This window comes from Candidatus Dormiibacterota bacterium (genome assembly GCA_036495095.1).
Classification (GTDB): domain Bacteria; phylum Chloroflexota; class Dormibacteria; order Aeolococcales; family Aeolococcaceae; genus CF-96.
Genome location: DASXNK010000024.1, coordinates 21,810 through 48,614 on the forward strand (window position 1 = coordinate 21,810; position 26,805 = coordinate 48,614).

27 protein-coding genes and 1 pseudogene are annotated in these 26,805 nt (G+C 73.7%); 18 read left to right on the top strand and 10 right to left on the bottom strand.

Annotated elements, in window-relative coordinates; translation table 11 throughout:
• Positions 1-10 precede the first annotated feature (10 nt).
• On the bottom strand, positions 11-871 hold the full coding sequence (locus VGL20_02365) for an NYN domain-containing protein (protein HEY2702511.1): 861 nt from the start codon (positions 869-871) through the stop codon (positions 11-13).
• 316 nt (positions 872-1,187) lie between these two features.
• Here VGL20_02365 and VGL20_02370 point away from each other — a divergent pair.
• Together VGL20_02370 and VGL20_02375 are read left to right on the top strand one after the other, a co-directional pair.
• Positions 1,188-1,421 (top strand): annotated as a pseudogene (locus VGL20_02370) (cupin domain-containing protein).
• 5 nt (positions 1,422-1,426) lie between these two features.
• A complete protein-coding gene (locus VGL20_02375; protein HEY2702512.1) occupies positions 1,427-2,002 on the top strand; it encodes a TIGR00730 family Rossman fold protein in 576 nt (191 codons plus the stop codon).
• A 24-nt stretch (positions 2,003-2,026) separates the two neighbouring features.
• Here the strand turns inward: VGL20_02375 and VGL20_02380 are convergent, their stop codons facing one another.
• Positions 2,027-2,785 (bottom strand): TIGR00266 family protein, encoded by a 759-nt coding sequence (locus VGL20_02380; protein ID HEY2702513.1) that lies wholly within the window; start codon positions 2,783-2,785, stop codon positions 2,027-2,029.
• 66 nt (positions 2,786-2,851) lie between these two features.
• Here VGL20_02380 and VGL20_02385 point away from each other — a divergent pair, with 66 nt between their 5' ends.
• Complete coding sequence (locus VGL20_02385; protein HEY2702514.1) at positions 2,852-3,316, top strand: GNAT family N-acetyltransferase; 465 nt, start codon at positions 2,852-2,854, stop codon at positions 3,314-3,316.
• Here VGL20_02385 and VGL20_02390 read toward each other — a convergent pair.
• Positions 3,298-4,443, bottom strand: coding sequence for an amidohydrolase family protein (locus VGL20_02390; protein ID HEY2702515.1), 1,146 nt, complete (start codon positions 4,441-4,443; stop codon positions 3,298-3,300). The genes VGL20_02385 and VGL20_02390 overlap by 19 nt on opposite strands.
• Before the next feature lie 64 nt (positions 4,444-4,507).
• Complete coding sequence (gene gndA / locus VGL20_02395) at positions 4,508-5,950, bottom strand: NADP-dependent phosphogluconate dehydrogenase (protein HEY2702516.1); 1,443 nt, start codon at positions 5,948-5,950, stop codon at positions 4,508-4,510.
• A gap of 105 nt (positions 5,951-6,055) precedes the next feature.
• Here gndA and VGL20_02400 point away from each other — a divergent pair, with 105 nt between their 5' ends.
• Complete coding sequence (locus VGL20_02400; GenBank protein ID HEY2702517.1) at positions 6,056-6,220, top strand: hypothetical protein; 165 nt, start codon at positions 6,056-6,058, stop codon at positions 6,218-6,220.
• Between the two features lie 12 nt (positions 6,221-6,232).
• Here VGL20_02400 and VGL20_02405 read toward each other — a convergent pair whose 3' ends face one another.
• Positions 6,233-7,234, bottom strand: a complete 1,002-nt coding sequence (locus VGL20_02405; protein ID HEY2702518.1) for a lysylphosphatidylglycerol synthase transmembrane domain-containing protein — start codon at positions 7,232-7,234, stop codon at positions 6,233-6,235.
• A gap of 260 nt (positions 7,235-7,494) precedes the next feature.
• Positions 7,495-7,713 carry a hypothetical protein gene (locus VGL20_02410; GenBank protein HEY2702519.1) on the bottom strand — a complete coding sequence of 73 codons (219 nt, stop codon included), beginning with the start codon at positions 7,711-7,713 and terminating at the stop codon, positions 7,495-7,497.
• A 90-nt stretch (positions 7,714-7,803) separates the two neighbouring features.
• Here VGL20_02410 and VGL20_02415 point away from each other — a divergent pair, with 90 nt between their 5' ends.
• Together VGL20_02415 and VGL20_02420 are read left to right on the top strand one after the other, a co-directional pair.
• Positions 7,804-8,121, top strand: a complete 318-nt coding sequence (locus VGL20_02415; protein HEY2702520.1) for an ArsR family transcriptional regulator — start codon at positions 7,804-7,806, stop codon at positions 8,119-8,121.
• 163 nt (positions 8,122-8,284) lie between these two features.
• Positions 8,285-9,745: a hypothetical protein gene (locus tag VGL20_02420; protein HEY2702521.1), complete on the top strand. Its 1,461-nt coding sequence runs from the start codon at positions 8,285-8,287 to the stop codon at positions 9,743-9,745.
• On the opposite strand, the gene VGL20_02425 is transcribed toward VGL20_02420, so the two are convergent.
• Positions 9,742-10,194, bottom strand: coding sequence for an SRPBCC family protein (locus VGL20_02425; GenBank protein ID HEY2702522.1), 453 nt, complete (start codon positions 10,192-10,194; stop codon positions 9,742-9,744). The genes VGL20_02420 and VGL20_02425 overlap by 4 nt on opposite strands.
• Positions 10,195-10,387: 193 nt before the next feature.
• On the opposite strand from VGL20_02425, the gene VGL20_02430 reads away from it, so the two are divergent.
• From VGL20_02430 to VGL20_02460, 7 genes are all read left to right on the top strand, one after another.
• Positions 10,388-13,027 (top strand): Ig-like domain-containing protein, encoded by a 2,640-nt coding sequence (locus VGL20_02430; protein ID HEY2702523.1) that lies wholly within the window; start codon positions 10,388-10,390, stop codon positions 13,025-13,027.
• Between the two features lie 10 nt (positions 13,028-13,037).
• Positions 13,038-14,546, top strand: coding sequence for an AMP-binding protein (locus tag VGL20_02435; GenBank protein HEY2702524.1), 1,509 nt, complete (start codon positions 13,038-13,040; stop codon positions 14,544-14,546).
• Between the two features lie 74 nt (positions 14,547-14,620).
• Positions 14,621-15,448: a maleylpyruvate isomerase family mycothiol-dependent enzyme gene (locus VGL20_02440; GenBank protein HEY2702525.1), complete on the top strand. Its 828-nt coding sequence runs from the start codon at positions 14,621-14,623 to the stop codon at positions 15,446-15,448.
• Positions 15,449-15,558: 110 nt separating this feature from the next.
• The gene (locus tag VGL20_02445) at positions 15,559-16,713 is read left to right on the top strand and encodes an acyl-CoA dehydrogenase family protein (GenBank protein ID HEY2702526.1); all 1,155 of its coding nucleotides are present in this window, start codon (positions 15,559-15,561) and stop codon (positions 16,711-16,713) included.
• A gap of 67 nt (positions 16,714-16,780) precedes the next feature.
• The gene (msrB, locus tag VGL20_02450) at positions 16,781-17,182 is read left to right on the top strand and encodes a peptide-methionine (R)-S-oxide reductase MsrB (protein HEY2702527.1); all 402 of its coding nucleotides are present in this window, start codon (positions 16,781-16,783) and stop codon (positions 17,180-17,182) included.
• 147 nt (positions 17,183-17,329) lie between these two features.
• The gene (gene glgP, locus VGL20_02455) at positions 17,330-19,498 is read left to right on the top strand and encodes an alpha-glucan family phosphorylase (GenBank protein ID HEY2702528.1); all 2,169 of its coding nucleotides are present in this window, start codon (positions 17,330-17,332) and stop codon (positions 19,496-19,498) included.
• A 134-nt stretch (positions 19,499-19,632) separates the two neighbouring features.
• The gene (locus VGL20_02460; protein ID HEY2702529.1) at positions 19,633-19,839 is read left to right on the top strand and encodes a hypothetical protein; all 207 of its coding nucleotides are present in this window, start codon (positions 19,633-19,635) and stop codon (positions 19,837-19,839) included.
• A gap of 4 nt (positions 19,840-19,843) precedes the next feature.
• Here VGL20_02460 and VGL20_02465 read toward each other — a convergent pair whose 3' ends face one another.
• Complete coding sequence (locus tag VGL20_02465) at positions 19,844-20,617, bottom strand: hypothetical protein (protein ID HEY2702530.1); 774 nt, start codon at positions 20,615-20,617, stop codon at positions 19,844-19,846.
• A 74-nt stretch (positions 20,618-20,691) separates the two neighbouring features.
• On the opposite strand from VGL20_02465, the gene VGL20_02470 reads away from it, so the two are divergent.
• Positions 20,692-21,069, top strand: a complete 378-nt coding sequence (locus VGL20_02470) for a hypothetical protein (protein HEY2702531.1) — start codon at positions 20,692-20,694, stop codon at positions 21,067-21,069.
• Between the two features lie 41 nt (positions 21,070-21,110).
• Complete coding sequence (locus VGL20_02475; protein HEY2702532.1) at positions 21,111-21,863, top strand: SDR family oxidoreductase; 753 nt, start codon at positions 21,111-21,113, stop codon at positions 21,861-21,863.
• 63 nt (positions 21,864-21,926) lie between these two features.
• Here VGL20_02475 and VGL20_02480 read toward each other — a convergent pair whose 3' ends face one another.
• Positions 21,927-22,997: an alpha/beta hydrolase gene (locus VGL20_02480; protein HEY2702533.1), complete on the bottom strand. Its 1,071-nt coding sequence runs from the start codon at positions 22,995-22,997 to the stop codon at positions 21,927-21,929.
• 14 nt (positions 22,998-23,011) lie between these two features.
• Entirely contained in the window at positions 23,012-24,037 is a 1,026-nt protein-coding gene (locus VGL20_02485; protein HEY2702534.1) for an LLM class F420-dependent oxidoreductase, read from the bottom strand.
• Positions 24,038-24,324: 287 nt separating this feature from the next.
• Between VGL20_02485 and VGL20_02490 the strand changes: the two genes are divergently transcribed.
• The 3 genes from VGL20_02490 to VGL20_02500 are packed head-to-tail and all read left to right on the top strand — an operon-like array spanning position 24,325 to position 26,794.
• Complete coding sequence (locus VGL20_02490) at positions 24,325-25,176, top strand: ABC transporter permease (protein HEY2702535.1); 852 nt, start codon at positions 24,325-24,327, stop codon at positions 25,174-25,176.
• 15 nt (positions 25,177-25,191) lie between these two features.
• Entirely contained in the window at positions 25,192-26,019 is an 828-nt protein-coding gene (locus VGL20_02495; protein ID HEY2702536.1) for an ABC transporter permease, read from the top strand.
• Between the two features lie 25 nt (positions 26,020-26,044).
• On the top strand, positions 26,045-26,794 hold the full coding sequence (locus VGL20_02500; protein HEY2702537.1) for an ATP-binding cassette domain-containing protein: 750 nt from the start codon (positions 26,045-26,047) through the stop codon (positions 26,792-26,794).
• Positions 26,795-26,805 lie beyond the last annotated feature (11 nt).

Sequence of the window (26,805 nt, forward strand, 5' to 3'; positions counted from 1 at the left end):
CCGCCCGGCGTCAGTTCGGGGGAGGCTCCTCGCCGGCCGGGGCCGGCAGCTCCGCGGTCTGCTCCGCCTGCTCGTTGCGCTGGGCGAGGGCCGCCCAGAAGCCGGCCCGCGCCGACCTTCGCAGCTCGGGGCGCTCGCGCAGCTCGCCCAGGGCGCGCACCGCCGCGCGGATCAGCTCGGAGTCGATCTCGGCGGGCAGCTCCCAGGGGCGCAGGCCGTGGAGGCTGCGCAGCTGCTCGGGGGTGGCCCGGGCCAGCCAGGCGGTGCCGAAGTCGACCCCCACCTGCATCGCGAACTGCTCGGTGGAGGGCGCCTCGCCGACGATCTCCTCACCGCGCGGGGTCGGTGCCACCCGGCTGAGGTGGGGGCTCCAGAAGTCGGCGGGGAGGACCACGTGCTCGTCGGACTCCCAGATCAGCGTGTGCGCCTGGTTGTTCCCGGGGACGCCGACCAGCACCGCCCGCACCCCCAGGTCCTGGGCCTGGGTCATGCCCTCGCGGATGTCGTCGTCGCCGGTGACCAGGAAGGCGGTGACCATCCCCCGCGCCTGGGCGAGGGTCATGAGGTCGCGCACCATCAGCGAGTCCACGCCCTTCTGGCGCCCCTGGACCATCCGGCCCAGGCGCACCTTGACGCCGTCCAGCACCGCGAGCTGGCGGTGGTGCTCGGTGGGGATCCCGCCGGAGGCGGCGTCGTACCAGTAGGAGCGGAGCAGGGGCAGCTCGCAGTGCCCGGTGAGCAGCCTGGCGAGCGACCCCGCCAGCCCCTCGTAGTCGCAGTCCATCTGCGGCCGCAGGCTGGTGCCGAGGCAGAGCTCGCCCGCGGCGGCGAGCACGTAGCCGAGGTCGACGAAGATGGCGCAGCGATCCACCCGCGCAGGGTAGGCGTCGAGGGCATCAGCCCGCCACCGACGCCCTCCGGACCGGCGAAGGCAACCGGCGGGTTCGTCCGTTGACCTGTAGAGTCGACGGAGGTCGTGGGGGGGTTCGGGATGAGCAGTGCGGCGCCCGATCGGGTGGACGACGACGCGTCCGCGGCCCCGGCGTCGGCGCCTCCCCGCGGGATCTCGGAGCACTGGTGCCGGTGGTGTCACGCCGTCCACGGTTTCGGGTACTGTGCCCACGCGTCGTGGCTCACCCATGACGCGCTGGCGCGCCGGGGGGCGCACTTCAACTGGAGATAGGCGGTCGGCGATCCACATGATCAGCGGCGACGCGGTGGTCTGGTCGGGGGAGGGACTGAGCCTGCGCCTCGAGGCCCACGTCGGCGACTTCGTGTACATCCCGGCCGGAACTCCCCATCTCCCCGTCAACGCGAGCGACGCCGAGCCCTGCGTCGCGCTGGTGGCGCGCACCGACCCCAACGAGCAGGAGAGCGTGGTGCTGCTCCCCGAGCTCGACGCGCTGCCCCACCTGCGGTAGACGCGCTGCACACCGTCTGCGTCTTCTGCGGCTCCTCCGCGGGCGACCGTCCCGAGTACCGGCGGGCCGCCGTCGACCTCGGCGAGGCGCTGGTGGCCCGGGGCACCCGGCTCGTCTACGGGGGCGGCCGGATCGGTCTCATGGGGGTGATCGCCGACGCCGCGCTCGCCGCCGGCGGCGAGGTGGTCGGCGTCATCCCCGCCCACCTCAGCTCGCGGGAGGTGGCCCACTCGGGCCTGACCGAGCTGCGGGTGGTGGGCTCGATGCACGAGCGCAAGCAGCTCATGTTCGAGCTCTCCGAGGCGTTCATCGCCCTCCCCGGCGGCCTGGGGACGCTCGAGGAGCTGCTCGAGATCACCACCTGGGCGCAGCTCGGGCTGCACCGCAAGCCCATCGGCGTCCTCGACGTGCTCGACTACTTCGACGGCCTCGTCACCCTGCTCGACCACGCCGTCCTCAGCGGCTTCCTCTCCCCGCGGAACCGCGGGCTGATCCTCCGCGACCTCGACCCCTCCGCCCTGCTCGACCGGCTCGAGGCGCACCTCGCCCCCTCGCCCCCGGTCGACCCCGGGCTCGTCTAGGCTCGGTCCCGGCGAGCCGCCTGGCTACCCCTTGAAGATCCCCCGCATCACCCCGGCGGCCACCCCGGCGGCGGCGCCGCCCTCCGCCGCTCCCACCGCGCCGTACTCGGCGAGGGCGTGGGCGAGGCGGGAGAGCGGCAGCGACTGCAGCCACACCCGTCCCGGGCCGGTCAGCGTCGCCAGGAAGATGCCGTCACCGCCGAAGAGCTTGTTCCTGATGCCCTTGACGGTGGTGATGCCGAAGTCGACCGTCTCCTGGAAGAGCCCGACGTGGCCGGGGTGCACCCGCATCGTCTGGCCGGGGGCGAGGTCGTAGACCACGATCTCGCCGCTGAGCTCGATCCAGGCCCGTCCCTGGCCGCTGATCGCCTGGAGCCGGAAGCCGTCGCCGCCGAAGATGCCGGCGCCGAGCCGCTGCTGGAAGCCGAGCGACAGCTGGATCCCGTGGGTGCCGGCGACGAAGGCGTGGCGGTGGGCCCGGAAGCCCGCCCCCGGCTGGGGTGCGACGTCGACGGGGAAGATCTGCCCGGGGAGCCTGGCGGCGAAGGCGACCATCCCCGCGGAGCCCTCCGCCATGTAGGCGGTCATGAACAGGCTGCTGCCGCCGGCCATGCGCTTCAGCGCGCCGAGCGCGCCGCCCGCCCCCCCGGTCTGGGTGGTGGTCGCCATCCGGATGCTCTCGGTCATCCAGGACAGCTCGCCGGACTCGGCGAAGATGCTCTCGCCCGGATCGAGGGTGAGCTCCAGCACCGGCATCACCGTTCCGACGATCTTCTCGTGCATGCTGTCTCCTCGTGCCCGGTTGCGGTGACGGTGATTGTGCGGGTTCCCGGGGCTCGGCCCGCCACAATGCACGCCGTGCCGATCCATGAGCTGGGACCCGAGCAGACCGTCCTCGGCCACCGCGCCATGCTGGCGCTGCGGCCGCGCATCGGCGACGCGGCGGTCTTCGCTGCGCACCTGAACGCGGTGCAGCGGCCCGAGGGATACCGGCTGGCGGCGTCGGTGGAGGAGGGGGAGGAGGAGGCCTCGGCGGTGGCCGGCTTCCGGATCCTCCACCTGCTGGCGTGGGGCCGGGTCCTCTACGTCGACGACCTGTCCACCCTGCCCGAGCGGCGCGGCCGCGGCCACGCCGGCGGGCTGATCCGCTGGCTGCTGGAGGAGGCGGCCCGGCTCGGCTGCGCCCAGCTCCACCTCGACTCCGGGGTGGGCCCCGAGCGCGCCGACGCGCACCGGCTCTACCTCGGCCACCACCTGCGCATCACCGCCCACCACTTCGCGATCGAGGTGGGGGCTCAGCCCTCCAGCCGGTAGAGCACGGCGGCGTTGCCGGCGAGCACCCGGCGGCCCACCTCCACGGCCTCGCCCTCGTCGAGGGTCGCGGCCGCCACCAGCTCGGCGAGCGCTCCGGCGAGGGCCTCGCGGTGGCGCTCGGCGGCCACCAGGTAGGCCTCGGGCAGGGCGGTGGCGTCGGTGGCGTAGAGCAGCTTGGTCCAGGGGCAGAGGCCGAGCGTCTCGCGCATCGCCCGGGAGCCGTCGAGGCCGGCCTGGGGGAGGGCGAGGGAGAGGTCCATGTGGACGTCGGCGTGGACCGCGCAGAGGTAGGCGGCCTCGCGGTGGTACGGGTAGCAGTGGAGGAGGACGATCCGCAGGCCGGCGACCCGGCCGCCGCCGAGCAGCGGCCGCAGCCCCAGCGGGCTGGTCTCGGCGAGGTCGGCGTCGGCGTCGCCGATGCCGCAGTGCACCTGCAGCGGGAGCTCGAGCCGGCGCACCTCCTCGGCGGCCTCGAGGAGCAGGGTGTGGCAGAGGGGATCGCCCTGGAGGCGCACCTCGCCACGGCCGGCGAGGCGGCGCAGCTCGGCGTAGTCGGCGGCGGCGGCGGCCCGGTCCGGAGGTCGCAGGCGCAGGCTGGCGCGGTAGGCGGCGATGGTCTTCACCGCCACCGCCCGGCGGGCCACGACCTCGCGGCGCAGCTCGGTGCGCACCGCCCCCAGCCACTCGCCGACGCTGGCGCAGTGCGGCACCAGCGCCTCGGCGAGGGTCTCGAGCCGGATCACCTCGCGCTGCGGCACCGGTACGGTGCGGGCGTGCTCCTCGGGGTCCATGGCGCCGAGCCCGACGCCGCGGTCGAGGAGCATCGCCCCGGTGCCGCTGCGGAGCAGCAGGGCGCCGAGGTGGACGGCCGGGTCGCGCCGGCTGCGCGCCTCCAGCACCGCCGCCTCGGTGGGGTCGCAGGCCAGCTCGGCGGCGAGGCGGCGGAGGGCGTCGCGGTACACCGCGGTGTGGGGGACGTGCTCGGCGATCTGCCGCGGCTCGAGGCTCTCGGAGAACACCGACCGCAGCTCCGCGGCGCCGATCCGGCGCTGCGGCCGGCGCAGCGGATGGCAGTGGTGGTCGACCGCGGCGACCCCGGCCCAGGCGGCGAGCAGCCGCTCCCGCATCAGTGGCGCAGCCGGTGCTGCCGGAACTCGAAGTCGGCGGTCCCGCGCGCTGGCCGGGGCGTCCTCAGCCGTCGATGCGCACCTCGACGCCGTCCTGGTCCCAGCGGGTGTGGAAGACGCCCTCGCGGTCGGTGCGCCGGTAGGTGTGGGCCCCGAAGAGGTCGCGCAGCCCCTGGATCAGGTTGGCGGGGCCGCGCTCGCGGCGCAGCCCGTCGTAGTACGACAGCGAGGAGGCGAAGGCGGGCACCGGCACGCCCAGCTCGACGGCGTCGCGCACCACCCGGCGCCAGGCGTCCTGCCGGGTGGCGAGGGCCTCGCGGAAGAAGGGGGCCAGCATCAGGCTGCGCAGCGTCGGGTGCTCCTCGTAGGCCTCGCGGATGCGGTCGAGGAAGCGCGCCCGGATGATGCATCCGCCCCGCCAGATGGTGGCGATGGCGCCGAGGTGGAGGTCCCACCCGTAGGTCTCGGCGGCGGCGATCATCTGGTCGAACCCCTGCGCGTAGCTGACGATCTTCGAGGCGTAGAGGGCGTCGCGGACGTCGTCGACGAGGCGGTGGTCGGCGCCGTCGCCGAGGAAGCCGTCGGTGGGGCCGGCGAGCAGCGAGGCCGCCTCGGCGCGCTCGTCGCGGCGCGCCGAGAGGGTGCGTGCGAACACCGCCTCGGTGATCGAGGTGAGCGGGACCCCGAGCTCGAGCGCGTTCTGGCTGGTCCACCGCCCCGTGCCCTTCTGCTCGGCCTGGTCGACGATGGAGTTGACCAGGGCGCCGCCGGTGTCGTCGGTCTTCGCCAGCACCCGTGCGGTGATCTCGATCAGGTACGACTCCAGCTCGCCGCCGTTCCAGGTGGCGAAGATCCCGGCGAGCTCGGCGTCGCTGAGGCGCAGCGCATGGCGGAGGAGGTCGTAGGCCTCGGCGATGAGCTGCATGTCCGAGTACTCGATGCCGTTGTGCACCATCTTCACGTAGTGCCCGGCGCCGTCGGTGCCGATGTGGGTGCAGCAGGGGGTGCCGTCGACCTGGGCGGCGATGCGGGTGAGCACCGGCGCGACCGCCTCGTACGCCTCCGCCGAGCCCCCGGGCATGATGCTCGGTCCCTCGAGCGCGCCGGTCTCGCCGCCGGAGACGCCGGTGCCGATGTAGCGGAACCCCCTGGCCTCGATCTCGGCGGCGCGGCGGCGGGTGTCGGTGAAGAGCGAGTTGCCGCCGTCGATGAGGATGTCGCCGGCGTCGAGGTGGGGGAGGAGCTCGGCGATCGCGGCGTCGACGGGATCGCCCGCCTTCACCATCAGCAGGATCGGTCGCGGCCGCTCGATCGCGACCACCAGCTCCTCGGGCGAGTAGGCGGGGGTGATGTCGCCCTCGGCGCCGTGGGCGTCGGCGAACTCCCGGGTGCGCGCCGCGGTGCGGTTGAACACCGCGACCGGGACGTCGTGGTGGGCCAGGTTGCGGGCCAGGTTCTGGCCCATCACGGCCATGCCCACCACCCCGAAGCGGCTGGCTGCGGTCATCGGCGACGGTCTCCCTCGGCGGTGCCGGATGGTGCTGGGAAGCACTGTAACCCGCTCCCCGGGCGGCCGTTCCACCCCTGGAGCAACGCAGCTGGGGGATGGGTCATGACCTACGTCACGGTGGCCGGCCTGGTGGTCCTGGTGATGCTCGCCCTGCTCCAGTGGGTGGGCCAGCTGCGGCGCAACCTCTTCCAGACCCGCTCCTTCCGCCACGGGCACGACTCCGAGTGGGAGTGCAGCTCGCAGCGCCGGGTGCGCCTCCGCCGCTGACCCGCCGCCGCCTCAGGCCGCCTCGGGGACCATCACCGGGGCCGTGGGTGCCGCCTCCGGCTCCAACTCGGGGGCAGGACGGCCGCGGCGGCGAAGTCCCCAGAGGATCGCGCCGGCGACCGCGAACGGCACCATCTGCAGGTCGACGAGCAGCGAGACCGAGGCCGCCTGGGTGGTGCCGATGCCGTCGTGGGCGAGCAGGCCGACGAGGATCCCCTCGCGGAGCCCGAGGCCGTTGACCGAGAAGGGCGCGAGGGTGCCGAGCAGGGAGATCGGGATCACCAGCGCGAACACCTCCGGGTCGGTGCTGATCCCCACCGCGTGCGCCATCGTGGTGAGCGCGAGCAGGTTGAAGCCCCAGCTGACCACCCCGCTGGCGAGCGACGCGACCAGCAGGCGGGGGTGGTGGGCGTAGCCGTCGAAGGTGCCGGTGAAGGGGCGGATCGCGGCCAGCAGACGGCGCACCGGCCCGGCCCCGGCGCCGAGGCGGCGGACCAGGCTGTCGGAGGTCAGCAGAGCCGCCAGCAGCACCAGGATGAGGAGCGCCAGCGAGGCCGCCACCGCCGCGGGCATCAGGCCGAGCCGGGCGTCGAGGCGGTCGCGCATCATCAGGGCGGCGAGCGCCCCCCAGAGGGCGATGCCGAGGGCCCCGGCGAGCCGGCCGCCCACCACCGCGGCGAGCGCCGGGCCGCTGCCGATCCGCCGTCCCGTCTCCACCACCCGCACCGCGTCGCCGCCGACGCCGCCGGGGAGCAGCTGGCCGACGAAGAGGGCGCGGAGGTAGAGGGAGATCAGCGCGGGCCAGCCGGGGCACGGGCCGGGGCCGCGCAGCAGCACCGCCCAGGACACCATGCCGAGGAGCACGGAGATCCCGGTGAGGGCGACCCCGGCGGCCACCCATCCCGGGCTGACGTCGGCGAGCCGCCGCCCCGCCTCGGGGATGTTGACGGCTCGGACCAGCAGGAGCAGGCCCACCGCCGTCCCCAGCGCGCGCACCGGGGTGGAGCAGAGCAACCCCGCGACTGCCCTCCGGCGTCGGGGACACCCGGCTGCTGTGGACTCCGGCACCGTCAGCATCGTTCGGCGTTCATGATATCAGGGCTATACAAAAGCCCATCACTCATCCCTTCACCTCGGCCCCGTCCTCACCGGCCTATGAGGTCACCGTCACCCGCGGCCGCACCGGGCCCTGCCGGTACAACGATCCTCGCGGACCGATGATTGCTCGCCGCCGCCGCGAAGCCGGTGGCGGCGGGCTCACGCTGTGGTGACGCTCAGGCCGCGGGCGGGCGGAGCCGCCGCTCGACGTCGCGCGACCCCATCGTGGCGCTGCCCCAGGTGACCGTCCCGTTGGGCCACACCGTCGCCGAGGCGCCCTTGGGTTTCACCAGCAGAACCTCGCCGCCGGCCACGAAGACGGGGGCTCTGCGCTGCTGTGCCAGCCGCCTGGCGTGGTCGAAGGGACGGAAGGGGCGATCGAGGGGTGCGCTCATGGTCACAGTCTTCCACGGTTTCGGCCACCTGAAAAGACGTTGCGCCGGCCACCGGTGTTCTCCACCGTCGGCGATATACTCGGGTCGCCCATGGATACCGACTCAGGGCGCGGCGCGCCCCCGCCACCGACCGAACGTCCGGCCTGGACCCTGCTCAGCAACCACGGCCTGGTGCTGCTGTGCATCGCCAACGAACCGACCACGCGGGTCCGGGACATCGCCACCACCGTCGGCATCACCGAGCGTGCGGCGCAGCGCATCGTCGGCGAGCTGATCACCGGCGGCTACATCAGCCGCCGCCGTGAGGGGCGGCGCAACGTCTACGAGGTGCATCGCAACGCCCCGCTGCGGCACCCCGCCTGGGGCGAGCGCGAGGTGCGCCACCTGCTGGTGATGGCCCGGGCCTGATCTCGCTGACGCGCTGCGAGCCGCGGTGCGTCATGATGTCCACGGGACGGAGCGGCCGTCTCGCGGAAGGATCAGGGAGGGGTGCCCCGGCGCCCCCAAGGAAGGGAAGTCGCGCATGTGGGCCCACCGGACCCGCGCGTGTCAACGTCGCCGGTCGGCGCTCGTGCTCACCGTCACGCTGCTCGCTGTCACCTCGCTGCTGAGCGCACGGCCGGCGCAGGCCGCCTCACCGGACGCCGTCGTCCGGGCCGTGCTCGACGAGATCACCACCCATGGCTGGAACGCCGGGGTCGGCGGCCTGTACATCAACTGGTCGGTCGACGACCCGACCCAGGTGAACCAGCCCGGCGGGGTGGTCACCCGCCACGACGGGCTCACCGAGCTGCGCGACCTCGCGAACATGCTCTGGTACCAGCGCCGGCATCCCGGCGACCGCTCGCAGGCGGCGGCGATCGCCCGGCTGCAGCCGGTGGTGCAGGGCGAGTTCCAGCGCTACGGCTCGGACAAGGGCTGGGTCTACTGGGAGCTGCTGCGGATCGCCGACCTCGGCGGCGGCCGCGCGTTCAGCGACGAGGCGCGGGCCCTCGCCGCCCACCTCGCCACCATCGTCGACCCCGCCACCGGGGTCTCCCATGGCCCCCTGAGCGCGTCGACCGCCGAGGCCGCGGCCACCTGCCCCGACGGCTACCGCGTCGACCACGACCTCGAGAGCGGCCTCGCCCTCGCCGACGCCGGCGCCCGCTTCGGCGACCCGTCGTGGGCCGCGCTGGGGGCGCGCGAGGTCGACGTGGTCGTCGCCCAGACCTTCGACACCGCCCACCACCTCTTCAACCGGATCGTCTGCCAGGGGGCGGTCTGGGACCGGCACGCCAAGATCGGCGAGCAGGCCGACGACATCACCGCGCTGCTCGACGCCGGCGCCGCCACCCACAACGGCGCCTACATCGCCCGCGCCCAGGAGATGCTCGACACCCTCGCCGGTCCCGCCGGGGGCCTTCACGACACCGCCCGCGGCGGCTACTACTTCACCCTCGACATGGGCACCGGCGCGGTCGACGGCAGCTACAAGGAGACCCGGCAGCTGGCCATGCTCGGCGCCTTCCACCACGCCGACGCGCTCCTCGGCGGCCGCTACGCCGCCGCCGAGGCGGAGATGGTGCGGGTGGCGCTGCAGATGTTCACGCCGGCGCCGCTGTCCGGCTATCCCTACCGCGAGGCCCCCCAGTTCGGCTTCTTCGGCCGGGAGAGGTGGATCACCACCGAGTCGGCGGGGATCGCCCTCGAGGCCCTCCAGGCCACCCTCGGCGACATCGTGCCCTCGCCGGTGCGGCTGCCGGCCGCCGTGCGTCCGGCCGCCCCGGTCGCCGCCGCACCGGCACCGCCGCCGCCGCCCGCGCCCGCCACCCCCGAGCCGGCGGTGGCCACGCCCGAGCCGTCGGCGCAGCCGGTGCTGCCCACGGCTCCGCCGGAGCGGTTCGCGAGGCCTCCGATCACCGCCGTCCGGGCGCCCGCCGGGACCTTTCCCTGGGGGTTGCTGGCCCTGGCCGTCGCCATCGCCATCGCCGCCGCCTACTCGGCCCGGCGCCTGATGCTCCGCGTCGCCCGGGGAGGCCGAGCTCTCTAGATCGCGGCGGGCCGGCCGGAGACGGCGGTGGCGAGCCGCGCGAGCATGTCCGCGTACACCCGGCTCAGCGCCCGTGGCGCGAAGGTGCGCTCGAAGAAGCCACCCATGCCGGAGGCGCCCTGCCACTCGGTCTCGATGCGCACCCGGCTGCCCGCGTCCGCGGGCTTCACCCGCCAGGTGGTCACCAGGGTCGAGGTCTCGTCGCGCTCCACCAGGCTGGCGCCGTCGGGAGTCTCGGCGCGCACCCGGTAGTCGCGCTCCCGCGGACCCGCCTTGAAGCGATAGGCGACCACGGTGCCGGCGCCGACGCCGCCCTCGACGACGCGGTAGTCCTGGTAGTTGACGGGCAGGATCTCGGGACGCCGGCGGTAGTCGGTGAGGAAGGCGTGGACCTCGGCGGGGGGAGCGGGGACCGTTCCCTCGGCCTCGGCGTGGACGGGACCGGGCATCGACGTGACCTCCTGGTGTTCTGGGTGAGCCGACGATATCCGGGAGGTCCCCGGCGACGGCGGCGAACGGGTCCGTCCCCGCCGGTGAGGAGGCTGTCACGGTGCTGTGGCCTCTGCAGGTTTCGAGGCTTTCCCGTCGTTCTCTTCAGTGCGTGGGTGCCGGGGGGCCGGCGCCATCGGGAGGTCAGGTCGGGTGCGCACAGGGATCCGGCGCCGCGGCGCCGTCGCTACCCTCGCCGCCCTTGCCGTGCTCGGCGCCGCCGCTCCGGCGACGCCGGTCGCCGCGATCGCCGCTCCGGTGTCGATCTGGGTCCAGACTCTCGACTCCTGCCGCCAGACCATCGGCGGCGCCGGCCTCGGCCTCACCGCCTCCGGGGTGTCGACGGTGCGCACCGTGCCCACCGGCACCTCCCGGAGCGTCGGCGCTCCCGGCGGCGGCTGCCCGGCCGAGCGCGGCGACTGCAGCGGCGCCGCCCCGGCGGGCTGCGCGGTCTTCAGCATCACCCCGCCCACCGCCGGGACCCGGACCTACCGCCTGGAACAGCTCACCGTCCCCGCCGGCTACGTCGGCTGCACCGGGGGCAGCGCCTGCCTCGGGGAGGTCGCCGGCCTCACCCTCGACTCCACCGGCGCGGTGCTCGGCGCCACGGTGACGAACAACCTCCCCGACGGCGTGGTCACCACCGCGCCGGCATCCGGCGCGTCCTTCCGGGCCACCGCGGACGACCCGATCGTGCTCCACGACGACGCCATCGGCCCCGGCGTCTGCGACGGCGACGGCGATTCCGACGACCAGCTCTCGGCGCCTGCCGGCCCCCACTGCGACGACCACTCCGACGGATCGCTCGCCCACCTCACCGTCGCCGGCGCCGCGCTCGCCGACGGCGGCCCGGTCGCCGCCGCGGGCTTCCAGCCGCTCACCTCCGCGGGGGCTCCGGCGGGCCGCCGGCTGGTGGCCAGCCCGGCGGTGATCGCGGGCACCGCCCTCGACCCCGCGCTGGAGATCGGCACCTTCGACGACGGCGGTCTCTATGTCCGCTCCGACGCGCTGGGGTGGCGACCGCTGTGGAGCGCCGCTCCCGGCTTCACCTGCGTCGACAATCCCGCCGCCCACCTCGACCACGCGTCGGCCACCCTCTGGGTCGCCTGCCAGGGCGCCGACCACGTCCTCCGCTACGCCACCGGCGACCTCCCCGCCAGCTCGTTCCAGCTGCCCACCCTCGATCGCTGGCGGACCCTGCCCGGGCTGCGGCTCGCCGCCGGCCCCGCGCTCGCCCCCGCCGGGGCCGGGGCCGGTGACGACCCCACCTTCTTCGCCGTCGACGCCGCCGGTGCGCTCTGGAGCGCCACCAGCTCGTCGCCCTGGGTGTCGCGGGGGGGCACCTGCCAGGGCCACCCGGCGGCCGCACTCGGGAACACCGGGGGCACCCCGGCGACGGTGGTCGCCTGCCGCGCACCCGACGGCTCGCTGCTCTACGGGGTGGTCGGCTCCGACGGAGGGGTCGGTCTCATCCAGGCGACCGCGACCACCCCGCGCAGCGGCGGCGCCTGCCTGCTCAACGGTCCGCTGATCGACGGCCCGGGCATCGCCGCCACCGCCGCCGGGGTGCTGGTGCTGGTCACCGGTGCCGCCGACCACCTCGCCTACGCCAAGTCGATCAGCTTCAGCGGCGCTCCGGGGAGCGGACCGGTGGCGATCTCGCCCTACCAGGCGCTCTCCTTCGAGAGCGGTCCGCTGCCGGGCACCTGCGCCGCCCCCTCCGCCGCCAACCCGGCCACCCCCCTCGCCTCCGGCCCGGCGGCGGCGACCTGGTTCGGCGCCGCCCTCACCGTGGGGACGGTCACCCCGACCATCCTGGCGGCGCCGCACTCCAGCTCGACCGCGGTCGCCCACCTCGTCGACGCCGCCGGCAACCCGGTGTCGGGTCAGACCGTGACCTTCTCCACCAGCGCGCTGGCGACCGCGGCGGCCACCCACCCGTCGGGGGGAGGCGTGTACACCGCCACCGTCACCACCGGCACCTCGCCCGGCCCCGCGCGGATCGGCGCCGCCACCTCCGCCGCCCAGGGCGCCATGGCGATGCGCCTCTACCGCGGAGGCTACGTGCTGGACGGCTCGGGCGGCGTCCACCCGTTCGGCGGCGCCCCGGCCCTCGTCGCCAGCGCCTACTGGCCGGGGTGGACCATCGCCCGCGGCATCGAGCTGCGCCCCGACGGCGCCGGCGGATACGTGCTCGACGGCTTCGGAGGCCTGCATCCCTTCGGCGACGCCCCGCCGGTCCAGACCTCCGCCTACTGGCCGAGCTGGGACATCGCCCGGGGGGTCGCGCTGCGCACCGACGGGGTCAGCGGCTACGTGCTCGACGGCTTCGGCGGCGTCCACTCGTTCGGCGGAGCCCCCGAGGTGCACACCAGCGCCTACTGGCCGGACTGGGACGTCGCCCGCGGCATCGCCCTGCGCAGCGATGGTGGCGGGTACGTGCTCGACGCCTTCGGCGGCCTCCACCCCTTCGGTGACGCACCCCCGGTCACCGGCAGCGCCTACTGGCCGGGCTGGGACATCGCCCGCGCCCTCGCCGTGCGCCCCGAGGGCGGCGGCTACGTGCTCGACGGCTACGGCGGCATCCATCCGTTCGGCGGCGCCCCCGAGCTGCACAGCAGTGCCGGCTGGCCGGGTTTCGACATCGCCCGCGGGCTGTGCCTCGGCACCGGCGGCAGCGGGGCGGTGCTCGACGGCTACGGCGGCCTCGCCACCCTGGGCTCGGGGCCGCCGCTGAGCACCGGCGCCTACTGGCCGGGGAGCGACATCGCCCGCGGGGTCACCGGCGGCTAACCTGCCTCCCATGCCACCGGCCTGGGCCGTCCACCTCCGCCCCGGCAGCGAGATCCCCGCGGAGCCCGAGGCGGCGCGCCGCTGGCTGCGCCGGGGCAGCCTTCCCGGGTCGCTGCTCCATGCCGGCGCCGGCGCGGCGCTCCGCTGCGGCAGCGTCGAGCTCGACCACCAGGCCCTGGCCGCCGCGGTCGAGGAGGTGGCCGCCGGGCTCGGCGGGCTCGGGGTCGGGCCCGGCGACCGGGTGCTGCTCCACGCCGCCGCGTCCTGCGAGTGGGTGCTCGCCTGCCTGGGGGCGCTCCGCGCCGGGGCGGTGGTGGTGCCGGTGAACCCCGACTACGGCGACGCCGAGATGGCCCACATCCTCGGCGACGCCGAGCCGGCGGTGATGGTGGCCGACGCCGGCCGCCTCGCCGGCGCCGCCCGGCTGCGGCGCGCCCATCCCAGCGTCCGCCGGGTGCTCGAGGTCGAGGACCTGCCGCGCCCGGCCACGCCGGCGCCGGCGGCCGGGCTCGGCCCGGAGAGCCCGGCGGTGGTCATCTACACGTCCGGCACCACCGGCCGGCCCAAGGGTGCCCTCCTCGACCACGGCAACCTGCTCGCCCAGGGCCGCGGGGTGGTGGAGGCGTGGCGCTGGGAGCGCTCCGACCACCTCGCCCTGGCGCTGCCGCTCCACCATCTCCACGGCCTCGCGATGGGCCTGGTGGGCACCCTTCTCGCCGGCGCCTCGGCGACCCTGCTGCGCTTCTCGCCGGAGGCGGTGGTCGCCGAGCTGCGCGGCGGCGCCAGCCTGTTCTTCGGGGTGCCGGCGATGTACCAGCGCCTCGCCGAGCACCTCGAGGCCGATCCCACCGACCTCTCCGGGGTGCGCCTCTTCGTGTGCGGCTCGGCGCCCCTGCCCCCGGCCCTCTTCGAGCGCTGCGCCGCCCTGCTCGGCCAGCCGCCGCTGGAGCGCTATGGCATCACCGAGGGTGGGGTGGTGGTGTCCACCCCGTACGCGGGTCCCCGCCTGCCCGGGCGGGTCGGCCACCCCCTGCCCGGGGTCGATGTCCGCCTCGGCGACGAGGCCGAGGTGCTGCTCCGCGGCGGCCAGGTGTTCGGCGGCTACTGGCGCAACCCGGCCGCCACCGCGGAGGTGCTCGAGGGCGGCTGGCTGCGCACCGGCGACGCCGGGGAGATCGGCGAGGACGGCTCGCTCGCCATCCGCGGCCGGCTCAAGGAGATGATCATCACCGGCGGGCTCAACGTGTATCCCCGCGAGGTGGAGGCCGTCCTCGAGGAGCATCCCGCGGTCGCCGAGGTCGCGGTCGCGGGGCTGCCCTCGGAGCGGTGGGGCGAGCAGGTGACCGCCTTCGTGGTGGCGCGCGCGCCGGTCACCGAGGCCGACCTGGTGGCCCACGCCCGCGCCCGGCTGGCGCCCTACAAGTGCCCGCGGTCGGTGCGCTTCGTCGCCGCGCTGCCCCGCAACCCGCTCGGGAAGGTGCGCCGGGCCGAGCTCGTCGAGGGTGCGCGGGAGCGGTAGGGGAGCGGTTTTCGGCCGGCTTCTCCCGGGCGGCGTACCATCCGAGCGCAGCAGCCGACCCGAGGAGATCGAGGATGTCGCTCCGCCAGGGGGCGCCGGTGCGGCTCGAGGTCGACCTCTCCAGCCTGCTGGACTCGCTGGAGGGCCTGCTCCGGCGGCTGACCGGCTCGCTCGAGGAGCTGAGCCCCGCTGAGTGGCGCGCCCCCAGCCGCTGCGCGGGCTGGTCGGCCGCCGACGTCACCGGGCATCTCTGCTGGGGAGTCGAGGCCGGCCTCGAGCTGCTCCGGCGGGCGGCCCGGGGGTCGAGCGAGCGGCTCTTCGAGGGCTTCGACCCGCGGGTCACCCCCGGTCTCGCCCTCGAGCCGGTGCGCGGGCGTGACCCGTCCGCGCACCTCGCGGCGCTGACCGCGGGCACCGCGACCCTGCTCGCCGAGGCCCGCCGCCTCGCCGGCCGCGGCCTGGAGGCCGAGGCCGACACCCCGCTGGGGTGGGTGCCCTGGCCGCTCGCCCTCAACCACCTGCTCTGGGACGCCTGGCTGCACGAGCGGGACATCCTCGTCGCCCTCGGCCGCGATGCTCCCGCCGACCCGGTGGAGACGGGGCTGGTGGCCGCCTACCAGCTGGTGCCGCTGGGCGGGATCATGCTGCGGGCGGGGATGCCCGGCCTCGTCGACCTCCGGCTCGAGGGGACGGGCGGCGGCGCCCACCGGCTGCGGGCCGGTGACGAGATCGCCATCGACCACCCGGACCAGCCGCCCGGAGAGGAGGGCTGCCTCCGCGGCGACGCCGTCGCCGTGATCGAGGCGATCAGCGGCCGCGACGATCTCGCGGCCGCCGCCACCGGCCCCGAGCCGATGCGTCAGCGCGCCCGCCTGCTCGCCGGGAGGCTCTCCGGGGCGTGAACCACGGTTCACGCGCGGCAGGCCGCGGCGGGGTTGCGTGAAGTACGCTCTGGAGGCGCGCGCATCGCAATCGGGCGGTCACACCGCCGGCGCACCGAGCGAGGGATGGCATGGACTTCCACGAGAGCGACGAGCAGCTGATGCTGCGCCAGGCGGCGGCGGGGATCGCCCGCGGCTTCGGTCACGAGTGGTTCGTGCGCACGGCGCGCGCCGGGGAGCGGTGCGACGAGCTCTGGCAGGCGCTCGCGAAGCAGGGGTTCATCGGCGTCAACACTCCCGAGGCCTACGGCGGCGGCGGGATGGGGATCTCCGAGCTCTCGATCGTCTGCGAGGAGATGGCGGCGGCCGGCTGCCCGCTGCTGCTGATGCTGGTGTCGCCGGCAATCTGCGCCTCGATCATCGCCAAGCACGGGAGCGAGGAGCAGCGCGAGCGCTGGCTGCCGCCGATGTCGAGCGGGGCGATCAAGATGGCCTTCGCCATCACCGAGCCCGACGCCGGCTCCAACTCCCACCGGATCTCGACCACCGCCACCCGCGACGGCGACGGCTGGGTGCTGCGCGGCACCAAGTACTACATCAGCGGCGTCGACGAGTCCGCGGCCATCCTGGTGGTGGCGCGCACCGGCGGCGACCCGGCGTCCGGCCGCGGCGAGCTCTCGCTGTTCATCGTCGACGTCGAGTCGGCGGGGCTGGAGCGCAGCATCATCCCGGTCGAGATCGTCGCCCCGGAGAAGCAGTTCACCCTCTTCTTCGACGGCGTCCGGGTCGGCGCCGACCGGCTGATCGGCACCGAGGGCAACGGCCTGCGGCAGGTCTTCGTCGGCCTCAACCCGGAGCGGATCATGACCGCGGCGATCAGCAACGGGATCGGCCGCTATGCCCTCGCCAAGGCGGCCGCCTACGCCAACCAGCGCAACGTCTGGGGGGTGCCGGTGGGCGCCTACCAGGGCCTCGCCCATCCCCTCGCGAAGGCGAAGGTCGAGGTCGAGCTGGCCCGGCTGATGACCCAGAAGGCGGCCTGGCTCTACGACCAGGGCCTGGAGGCGGGCGAGTCCGCGAACATGGCGAAGTACGCCGCCGGCGAGGCCGCCATCGCCGCCCTCGACCAGGCGATCCAGATCCACGGCGGCAACGGCATCGCCTCCGAGTTCGGCCTCGCCGACATGTGGGGCCTCGCCCGCCTGCTGCGGATCGCCCCGGTGAGCCGTGAGATGGTCCTCAACTACGTCTCCCAGCACAGCCTCGGCCTGCCCAAGAGCTACTGAGCCCGGAGCCGGGTCACGCGCCGGTCATGGGAAGGTGGTCTCATAGGGGGGTGATCAGGAGGTCCCGATGAGCACAGACGTCCAGAAGACCGAGCAGCAGTGGCGCGAGGAGCTCTCGCCCGCCGAATACGACGTGCTCCGGCGCAAGGGCACCGAGAGGCCGTTCACCGGCGAGTACGTGAACTGCCACGACGACGGCATCTACCGGTGCCGGGCCTGCGGCGCCGAGCTCTTCAGCTCCGGGGCGAAGTTCAACTCCGGGACGGGCTGGCCGAGCTTCACCGAGCCCGCCATCGCCGAGGCGGTGGAGCTCCACACCGACCGCAGTCACGGGATGGAGCGCACCGAGGTCACCTGCCGGCGCTGCGGCTCGCACCTCGGCCACGTCTTCGAGGACGGCCCCGCCCCGACCGGGCAGCGCTTCTGCATCAACTCCGTCTGCCTCCGCCTCGACCCCGAGAAGGGCTGACTCGCGGGGTCATAGCAGGTTGGCGGGGGGCTGTCACCACCCGGCCGGGGGTCGGCACGGGTGGCCGGGATCACCCGGATTGGGGATTTGTCCGGGGCTGGCGGGCGGAGCGCTCCCCACGGGCCCCCGTCCCATCACAATGTGCCGATGCTCATCGGACGCGCCGGCGTGCCGGCGGAGGGACGTTCGCGGGGGCTGAGTGACGGCACCGCCGACATCGAGCGGGCGGTCAGCGATCTCAGCCTGCGCCTGCCGTCCCGGCTCGCCGGTCTCGCCCGCCTCGCCTGCAACTACCGCTGGTCGTGGACCCCCGGGGGCGCCGACCTCTTCGCGCAGCTCGACCAGCGCCGCTGGGACGCCTGCGGCGAGAACCCCGTGCGCATGCTCCAGGAGGTGTCGCCCTCGGTTCTCGAGCACGCCGCCCACGACGACGGCTACGTCGCCCGGGTGGCGGCGGCGACCCGCGACCTCCACGGCTACGTCTCGGCGCCGCCGCGTCCCGGCCCGCTCACCCCCGAGCACCCGGTCGCCTTCTTCTGCTCGGAGTACGGCGTGCACCGGTCGCTGCCGATCTACTCGGGCGGCCTGGGGGTGCTCGCCGGCGACATCCTCAAGGAGGCGAGCGACCAGGCGGTGCCGCTGGTGGCGGTCGGCCTGCTCTACCGCCAGGGCTATTGCCGGCAGCGCATCGACCGGAGCGGCTGGCAGCAGGAGTACTGGGTCGACACCGACCCCGACCGGCTTCCCGGGGCGCTGGTCACCCGCGCCAACCGCCCGCTCACGGTGGCCGTCACCCTCGCCGGCCGCGACGTGGTGGCGCAGATCTGGCGCGTCGACATCGGCCGGGTGCCCCTCTACCTGCTCGACACCGACATCCCCGAGAACCATCCCGTCGACCGCTGGATCGCCAACCGGCTCTACGTCGGCGAGCACCGGATGCGGCTCTCCCAGTACGTGATGCTCGGGATCGGCGGGCTGCGGGCGCTGCGGGCGATGGGGATCGAGCCGGGCATGCTCCACCTCAACGAGGGCCATCCCGCCTTCGCCCCGCTGGAGATGGCCCGCGGCGCGGTCGAGGGCGGCGCATCGCTCGACGACGCCCTCGCGATGGCGAAAGGGCGCACGATCTTCACCACCCACACCCCGGTGCCGGCGGGCAACGAGGCCTACGGTCCCGGCGAGATCCTCGAGGTGCTCGGCAACTTCCACGAGCGGCTGGGCACCGACGTCACCGGCCTGCTCGAGCTCGGCAGGGTGCGTCGCGGCGACCTCAGCGAGCCCTTCGGCATCACCCCGCTGGCGCTCCGGCTCAGCGCCGCCGCCAACGGGGTGAGCCAGCGCCACGGCCAGGTCGCCCGCGACATGTGGGCGGAGCTCGACATCCCCATCGGCCACGTCACCAACGGGGTGCACGTCCCCACCTGGATGGCGGGGCCGATGCGCGAGCTGCTCGACCGCCACCTCGGCAAGGGCTGGCAGTCGCGCGCCGCCGACCCGCGCACCTGGCAGCCGGTGGCGAAGATCCCCGACGGCGAGATCTGGGAGGTGCGCCAGCAGCTGCGCGCCGGCCTCATCGAGGCGGTGCGGCTGCGGGTCGTCGCCGACCGGCTGTCGCGCGGCGAGCCGGCCCACCTCGCCGACCGCGCCGCCCAGGTCTTCGACCCCGACCTGCTGACCGTGGGGCTGGCCCGCCGCCTGGCCACCTACAAGCGCACCGCGCTGGTCGTCCGCGACCGCGGGCGGCTGCTCCACCTGCTGGCCAGCGACCGGCCCATCCAGCTGCTGGTCGCGGGCAAGGCGCACCCGTCCGACGACGGCGGCAAGCGCGTCGGCCAGGAGATCATGGAGACCCAGGCGGGCCCGGACAGCACCGGGCGCCTCGTCTTCCTCGCCGACTACGACATGGGCCTGGCCGCCCACCTCGTCGCCGGCGCCGACATCTGGCTCAACGTCCCCCGTCCCCCGCTCGAGGCGAGCGGCACCAGCGGGATGAAGGCCGCGATGAACGGCGGCCTCAACCTCTCGGTGCTCGACGGCTGGTGGGAGGAGGGGTGCAACGACGAGAACGGCTGGGGCATCGGCAGCCGCGGTGGCGACGACTACGCGCAGGACGAGCGCGACGCCGACGCCCTCTACGGCCTGCTCGAGAACGAGGTGGTGCCGCTCTTCTACGACCGCGACGAGCAGGGCGTGCCCACCGGGATGGTGCGGCGCATCAAGGCCTCGCTGATGACCGTCGGGCCTCAGTTCAGCGCCACCCGGATGGTCCACGACTACCTGGAGCGCTACGCCGAGGTCCTCGGCAGGAAGGGCTGACCGGCCGCCCCGGATCACGGATCACCGGCGGACCTGTCGCGGGACGGTGACCGCGCGGAATCGCCGTCAGCGGACCGTGACAATGGCGGCACACGGTCACCCCGACCCGTGACCACCATGAGGAGCGACCCGCGTTGTTCGACGGCTTCCTTCGGCTCACCCCGTGCCCGGTCTGCAGCGGGCTCGACCTCCCCGCCGAGCTCATCGGCGGCGCCGCGGCACCGCGCTGCCCCGCCTGCGGTGAGGAGTTCGTCGAGCGTCCCGTCGCCGGCCGCGTGGTGGTGAGCGTGGGCCGCGCCGGCCAGCGCCGCTCGGTCCGCGAGCTGTCCGGCCGCCGGTAGACGGCTAGCCGGCGTCCGCCCCGGCCTCGACCGCGGTTGCGGCAGCGGCGGTGCTCCGCGGTGCGGTGAGCCGCGACCAGATCAGGTCGCCGGCGGGCACCCCGGTCAGCTCCATCTCGGTCTCGACGGTGGTGTGCACGTCGATCTCGGCGTCCGGCGCGGCGGCGAGGCCGAAGAGCACCTCGGGGTCGTCGAGCTCGGGTAGCCTGCCGCTGTAGGCGCCGAGCACCACGCCGTCGCGCAGCAGCACGACGCCGACGTCGCCGGCGCCGATGATCCGCACCGCCCCGCTGGCGCGCTCGCGGCCGAGATGGGCGAGCAGCCCGGAGAAGTCGACGAAGGTGGCGGGCAGGCCGCGGAAGCGCTCCGGGAGGTTGATCATCCGGGCGATCGCCACGGCGATCTCGGGCCGGTAGGTCGACACCGTGATGTCGTGGATGTCCTGCGACGCCGGGGTGGGCATGCTCAGCGTGTCCAGCCGGTGGGTGCCCGTCTCGTCGACCGCCACCAGTGCCACAATCGCGCCCTGGTGAAGAATCGCAACCTGGACCCGCTCGCCCCCGGCCTCGATGAGAGCGCCGGTGTGCCGCCGCTCGGCGAGGTGGCTGAGCAGGCGCGGACCGTCGACGAAGGACGAGGTGAGCTGTCCGAGGGCGGACACGCCGGCGGGCAGGGGACAGGGGCCGACCGGGCCCGCGGGGGGGAGCGCAGAGCGCTCGACGGACGCCGACCACACCACGGAGTTGACCGTGGAGGGGTCGGAGGTACGCACGATCATGGTCTCCTCCGCATCGCCTTCCCCTTCGCAGCCCTCCCCGCCCGAGAGTGCCTGAAGGAGGGCAAATGTATCACGTGAACGAGTTCGCCGGGAAAGAGTGGATGGTGATCTGCTCCTCGCAGGCGCCGCCCTACGACGTCACCGGGATGTACCTGCTCTGGTCCGACGACCGCGACCGGCTGCTGGAGATCGCGCGCACCGAGATCGGCTCCGGAGTGTTCCACGAAGCCCGGCTCAGCGTGCTGCCGGGGAAGAAACCGGCCGAGCACGTGCTCTGCCTCTTCGCCCCCGACGGCTCGAGGAAGGTGGAGCTCTCCCACCGCGTGCGCGACAGCGGTGGCGGCATCACCTACCTGTACTGGCGGGACGGCACCACCCTCCCGGTGCGCCGCGAGCTCAACGTCAGCGGCCTCATCGGCGACGGCGCCGCCGAGGACGCCGGCACCTCCTGAATCTGCCGAACCCGGCAGGAAGACGCATCGGGGAGCGAGGCATGACGGTGATGGGAGAGGGGCGGGTCGCCCTGGTGACGGGCGGCTCCGGCGGCGTCGGCGCGGCGATCTGCGAGAGCCTGGCGGAGGCGGGCTGCCGGGTGGCGGTCGCCGACATCGACGAGGCGGGAGCGGAGCGGGTCGCCGCCCGTGTGGGCGGCCTCGGGGTGCGCCTCGACGTCACCAGCCCGGAGGCGGTGGCGGCCGCGGTCGGCCGGGTGCGCGCCGAGCTCGGCACCATCGGCGTGTGCGTGAACTGCGCCGGCTGGGACGAGCTCAAGCCCTTCCTCGACACCGACGAGGAGTTCATGCGGCGGATCATCGACATCAACCTGATGGGGCCGATGCGGGTGGTGCGGGCGTGCCTGCCCGGGATGATCGAGATGGCCCGGGGCCGGGTGATCGCCATCGCCTCCGACGCCGGACGGGTGGGCTCGTCGATGGAGGCGGTCTACTCCGGGGCCAAGGGCGGGGTGATCGCCTTCACCAAGACGATCGCCCGGGAGATGGCGCGGCACGGCATCACCGCCAACACCATCTGCCCCGGGCCCACCGACACCCCACTGCTCACCGGCATGCTCGGCGAGGGCACGGCGTCCGCCAGGGTGCTCGACGCGATGGTCAAATCGGTGCCGATGCGCCGCCTCGGCAGGCCCGAGGACATCGCCCCCGCGGTGGCGTTCCTGGCGTCGGACCACGCGGGATACATCACCGGCCAGACGTTGTCGGTCTCGGGTGGTCTGACGATGGCGTAGGCGCCGGGATGTTCCGGGTGTGCTGCGGTCACCACCACGCGCTGCGACGGGGGCAGGCCCCGGTCAACAGAAGCTGCGCTTGCACAGCCAGGCGGCGACGGCGTCGCGGGTGAACGGGGCGGAGCGCTCGAGGCTCAGGGCGTGGCCGGTGTCGAGGACGGTGAGGGCGGTGACGTCCTTGGTCCCGGTGTACATGCTCTTCTGCCGGTCCTGCGAGGGCGGCGGGAAGATCGCGTCGTCGGCGCCGATCGCCAGCAGCACGGGCACCTGGATCGATGCCACCCTCTGCTCGTCGGTGGCGATGGCGGCGGGGATGGAGCTGTCGTCGCCGCAGGGGTCGGCGTTGCGCAGGCGGGTCGCCTCGCCCTCGACCGCCGGGTCGGCGTCGTGGAACATCAGCGCCTTGAACTCGTCCTTGCTCTGGCCGAGCGGGGCGTAGCCGGGAGGGTTGCCGCCGCTGGCGCAGACCGCGCCGGTCTGGGCGAAGTCGGCGAGCACCTTGGGGGAGGCGCCGGTGTCGGCCCAGGCGAGGACGATCAGCGCGTCGACGTCGTGGAAGGAGTAGGCCTCGGCCTGGGCGATGGCCCCGCCCGCGGAGTGGCCGGTCAGTCCGACCCGCACGAAGCCGAGCCCGGCCGCGCCGTCCATCGCGTACGCGCCGGTGCGCAGCGCCTGGACGACCTGGTGGGCGATGTCGGCCTGCGCGCCCATGCAGCTCTGCATCCCCGGAGGATGGCTGCTCACCCCATAGCCGAGCCGGTCGATGATCAGCGAGGCGACTCCGTGCGAGGCCACCGCCTCCGACCAGTCGTACCCGGGGATGATCTCGAAGTCCCAGAAGAACTGGCCGTAGCCGAGCCCGTGGAGGTCGAGCACCACCGAGCGGCCCGGGTTCAGCGGGTCGAGCTGGTTGGCGGGGCCGACCAGCCGGCCGTGGATGGTGTAGGAGGCGCCGTCGCTCTGACAGGGCACCGCCGAGGTGTTGGAGTTCTTGACCTGGAAGCTGACCATGTGGCTGACCAGCGCGGCGGCGGCCGGGGCGGCGACGGTGCGCGGCGCCGGGCCCACCGCCAGCGCGGTCAGCGCCGCCAGCCCGGCGACGGCTGCGGCCGCGGCGCGACGGATACGTGGCATCCTCCTGGCCCTCCTCACGTCCCGCTGCGTGCGGTGCCGCGGCGCAGCCCGTCAACGATGCGCGCCCACCCGCCGGTACCCCCGCCGGGGAACGCGTAGAAGCTGACTCGGTCGACGATATCGCCATAGCGCGCCAGCAGGCGCTCCGGGATCTCGTCGGGGGCCCCCTGGACGGCGAAGGCGTCGAGCACCGAGCCGTCGATCAGCTCCGCCATCTCCGTCCAGCGTCCCTGCTTGGAGAGGCCGTTGAGCTCTGCCTGCAGGTCGCCCCAGCCGTGGACGTCCAGAGCGCCACGGTAGGCGGGGGTGGACCCGTAGAAGGAGATCTGGGCGCGCACCGCCGAGCGGAGCGCGTCGACGTCCGCCGGCTCCTCGCCGGTGACCACGAAGCAGGGCAGGGAGACCTCGAAGTCCTCGCGGCGGCGGCCGGCCCGGGCGAGCCCGCGCTCGACCGCGGGGAGGGTGACCTCGCGGAGGTAGCGCTCGTTGGTGAAGGCGTGGAGGATGACCCCGTCGGCCACCTCGGCGGCCACCTCGGTCATCGCCTCGCCGACCGCGGCGAGGAAGATGCGGGGGGTGCCGTGAGGGTTGGGCCCGGGGTTGAAGAACGGCGTCATCAGGGTGTGGGTGTAGAAGTCGCCGCGGAAGTCGAGCTTCGACCCGGTGTCCCACGCCTCCCAGATCGCCCGGATGGCGCTGATCATCTCGCGCATCCGCGGGGCCGGGTGCGACCAGGTCATGCTGAAGCGCTTCTCGATGTGGGGCCGGATCTGCGACCCCAGGCCGAGGATGAAGCGGCCCTTCGAGTACGCCTGCAGATCGTGGCCGGTGTGGGCCAGGGTCATCGGGTTGCGGGCGAACCCGACCGCGATCCCGGTGATCAGGTCGACCCGCCGGGTGTGCTCGGCGGCGACGGCGAGGGGGAGGAACGGGTCGTGCTGGGTCTCGATGCTCATCAGCCCGTCGAAGCCCGCCTCCTCGAGCGCCACCGCGCGCTCCGCCGCGCCGGTCAGGTCGCCGAGGTGGGTGTCGATCTTCACCCTGCTCACTCCTCCGTTCCTCGCTCGGGGAGTCGCGACCGGGATCCCCGGCGGACAGGATTGCACGTCGCCCTCCATCGCCGCCCGCGGCTGACCCGGCCCCCCGTTTCCGCCGACTCCGCCACCGAGAAAGGGGGAGCCCGGTTCCCCCGTTCGTGCGATTGTTCGGCAGCTATCGGGGATGCCAGACTTCCCACCGCTGGCCGGTCCGTCCCGTCGGGAGGGAGGGCGGAGGGCGCCACCACCAGGGGGAGGTCCGGCGATGGCGGCTGTGACGGAGGCCGGCGGTGGCGTCTGAGGGCGTCTACGAGGGGCCGCTGAACCCACCGCTGACCGACGAGCTCGGCCAGATCATCGTCCGCGGCCTCCGGCCCGGCCGGAAGGGGCTCGAGGCGCTCGGCGAGATGGTGCTGCTCGGGGGCGCGGTCTTCACGTCGCTCCGCACCGGGGTCGTCTGGGAGGAGTTCATCCACCAGTGCGACATCTTCTTCAAGCGGATGATCATCCCGGTCCTGCTCATCGGCCTGGGGTGGGGGACGATGGTCTCGCTGGAGGCGGGGAACCTGCTCCAGCTCGCCCAGGCCTCCTGGCGTCTGGGCGGGTTCGAGGCGATGTCCCACATCCGTGAGTTCGACGCCTTCGTCATGGGTGACATCGCCATGGGGGTGGCGGGCACCGCGATCGTCGCCGACATGGGCGCCCGCAAGGTGCGCGACGAGCTGGCGGCGATGAGCACCCTGGGCATCGACGTGGTCCGCGAGATGGTCACCCCGCGGGTGCTCTCGATGATCGTCATGACCAGCGCGATGCTCTTCCCGATGATGGTGAGCAGCCTCTTCACCGGCTGGCTCGCCGCCGTCTACCTGCGCGGCGCCAGCACCGGCGGCTACTGGCACGACTTCTTCAACCAGACCACCTCGGTGGACGTGCTCATCGGGGTGGTGAAGTGCGCCTGCTTCGGGATGTTCGGCGGGATCATCGCCTGCTACAAGGGGATGAGCGCCGCCGGCGGCGGCCGGGGCGTCGGCCGCGCCGTGAACGAGGCGGTGGTGATGTCGATCATCATGGCGATGAGCGTCAACTACCTGGTCACCTCGATCCTGATGGCGCTCAACAGCTCCGTGAACGTGCTCAAGTGAGCGGCGCCGCACAGCATGGCTGAGGTCGCGGTCGCCCCCGCGAGTGTGGGCCCGCTGAGCGTCGCCGCTCGCAAGACCACCGGCGCGGTGCGCGAGCTGGGCGAGATCTTCCTCTTCTTCGGCCGGGCGCTCTGGGGCATGCGCACCGTGCCCAAGCACCAGGAGGAGTTCTTCCGGTTCGCCGCCTACGTCGCCCTCTCCACCCTGCCGATCGTGGTCTGCATCGCCTACTTCATGGGCGCGGAGTGCGGGCTGGAGTCCTGGTACTCGCTGAAGATCATCGGCGTCCAGGACCTCGGCGGCGTCTTCAACGCCTTCTGCGACCTGCGCGAGTGCATCCCCATCTACTTCGGCTTCGCGGTGGGCGCCAAGGTGGGCTGCGGGCTCGCCGCCGAGCTGGGGACGATGCGCATCTCCCAGGAGATCGACGCCCTCGAGACCCTCGGGGTGAACACCATCCACTACCTGGTGAGCACCCGCATCCTCGCCTGCCTGATCGTGCTGCCGCTGCTCCACGTGGCCGCGCTGACCAGCGGCTTCATCGCCTCCTACGTGGTGCAGATCTTCCAGATCCACCAGCTGTCCCAGGGCATCTACCTGGACTACTTCTGGCGGTTCATGAACCCGCTCGACTTCGTGTACTCGCTGATCAAGGCGATGAGCTTCGCGCTGTGCACGATCATGACCGGGGTCTTCTACGGCTACAACGTGCGCGGGGGCTCGGCAGGGGTTGGCCGGGCCGCCGCCAAGACCACCGGCATCAGCATGATCTTCGTGATCATCGCGAACGCGGTCTTCACCCAGCTCTTCTGGGGCGTGAACCCGCGGGCGCCGATCCCGTGACCACACCGAGATAGGGAGCCCGCCGATGCAGGTCGTCGCCGACCACCTCCGCAAGCAGTTCGACCAGAACGTGGTGCTGAGCGACGTCTGCCTGGAGATCCCCGAGGGCGAGGTCACCATCATCATGGGTCCCTCGGGAACCGGGAAGAGCGTCTTCCTCTCCCACATCATCGGGCTGCTCATGCCCGACGGCGGCAGCCTGATGGTCGACGGTCGTCCCGTGGCCGATCGCAACCAGCGAGAGCTGAACGAGATGCGCAAGCGCATGGGCATGCTCTTCCAGGACGGCGCGCTGTTCAGCTCCATCAACGTCTTCGACAACATCGCGCTGCCGCTGCGCAAGCACACCGACCTCAGCGAGACCAAGATCCGCGAGATCGTGCGCGCCCGGCTCAAGGACGTCGGCCTCTCCGGAACCGAGAGCAGGATGCCCAACCAGCTCAGCGGCGGCATGCGCAAGCGCGCCGGCCTCGCCCGGGCCCTGGTCATGGACCCGGAGCTGCTGCTCTTCGACGAGCCCGACTCCGGCCTCGACCCGGTGCGCACCCGGCTGCTCTGCGACCTCATCGAGGACACCTGGAAGGCCAAGGGCGGCACCTACGTGATCGTCTCCCACGACGTCACCGAGGTGGCCAAGACCGGCCACCGGATCGCCATCCTGTGGCAGGGCGAGGTGCGCCAGTTCGGCCCCCGCGACGAGGTCTACAAGTCCCAGGACCCCTTCGTCCACCAGTTCATGCACGGGACCGCCGACGGCCCGCTCACGATGGACTGAGGAGGGGAGGA

Coding starts and splice junctions, on each gene's coding strand:
- VGL20_02415 (HEY2702520.1), top strand. CDS start 7,804: ATGGATACCGACTCAGGGCGCGGCGCGCCCCCGCCACCGACCGAACGT.
- VGL20_02465 (HEY2702530.1), bottom strand. CDS start 20,617: ATGATCGTGCGTACCTCCGACCCCTCCACGGTCAACTCCGTGGTGTGG.
- VGL20_02400 (HEY2702517.1), top strand. CDS start 6,056: ATGACCTACGTCACGGTGGCCGGCCTGGTGGTCCTGGTGATGCTCGCC.
- VGL20_02385 (HEY2702514.1), top strand. CDS start 2,852: ATGCACGCCGTGCCGATCCATGAGCTGGGACCCGAGCAGACCGTCCTC.
- VGL20_02475 (HEY2702532.1), top strand. CDS start 21,111: ATGACGGTGATGGGAGAGGGGCGGGTCGCCCTGGTGACGGGCGGCTCC.
- glgP (HEY2702528.1), top strand. CDS start 17,330: ATGCTCATCGGACGCGCCGGCGTGCCGGCGGAGGGACGTTCGCGGGGG.
- gndA (HEY2702516.1), bottom strand. CDS start 5,950: ATGACCGCAGCCAGCCGCTTCGGGGTGGTGGGCATGGCCGTGATGGGC.
- VGL20_02435 (HEY2702524.1), top strand. CDS start 13,038: ATGCCACCGGCCTGGGCCGTCCACCTCCGCCCCGGCAGCGAGATCCCC.
- VGL20_02380 (HEY2702513.1), bottom strand. CDS start 2,785: ATGCACGAGAAGATCGTCGGAACGGTGATGCCGGTGCTGGAGCTCACC.
- msrB (HEY2702527.1), top strand. CDS start 16,781: ATGAGCACAGACGTCCAGAAGACCGAGCAGCAGTGGCGCGAGGAGCTC.
- VGL20_02500 (HEY2702537.1), top strand. CDS start 26,045: ATGCAGGTCGTCGCCGACCACCTCCGCAAGCAGTTCGACCAGAACGTG.
- VGL20_02480 (HEY2702533.1), bottom strand. CDS start 22,997: ATGCCACGTATCCGTCGCGCCGCGGCCGCAGCCGTCGCCGGGCTGGCG.
- VGL20_02440 (HEY2702525.1), top strand. CDS start 14,621: ATGTCGCTCCGCCAGGGGGCGCCGGTGCGGCTCGAGGTCGACCTCTCC.
- VGL20_02425 (HEY2702522.1), bottom strand. CDS start 10,194: ATGCCCGGTCCCGTCCACGCCGAGGCCGAGGGAACGGTCCCCGCTCCC.
- VGL20_02390 (HEY2702515.1), bottom strand. CDS start 4,443: ATGCGGGAGCGGCTGCTCGCCGCCTGGGCCGGGGTCGCCGCGGTCGAC.
- VGL20_02445 (HEY2702526.1), top strand. CDS start 15,559: ATGGACTTCCACGAGAGCGACGAGCAGCTGATGCTGCGCCAGGCGGCG.
- VGL20_02410 (HEY2702519.1), bottom strand. CDS start 7,713: ATGAGCGCACCCCTCGATCGCCCCTTCCGTCCCTTCGACCACGCCAGG.
- VGL20_02495 (HEY2702536.1), top strand. CDS start 25,192: ATGGCTGAGGTCGCGGTCGCCCCCGCGAGTGTGGGCCCGCTGAGCGTC.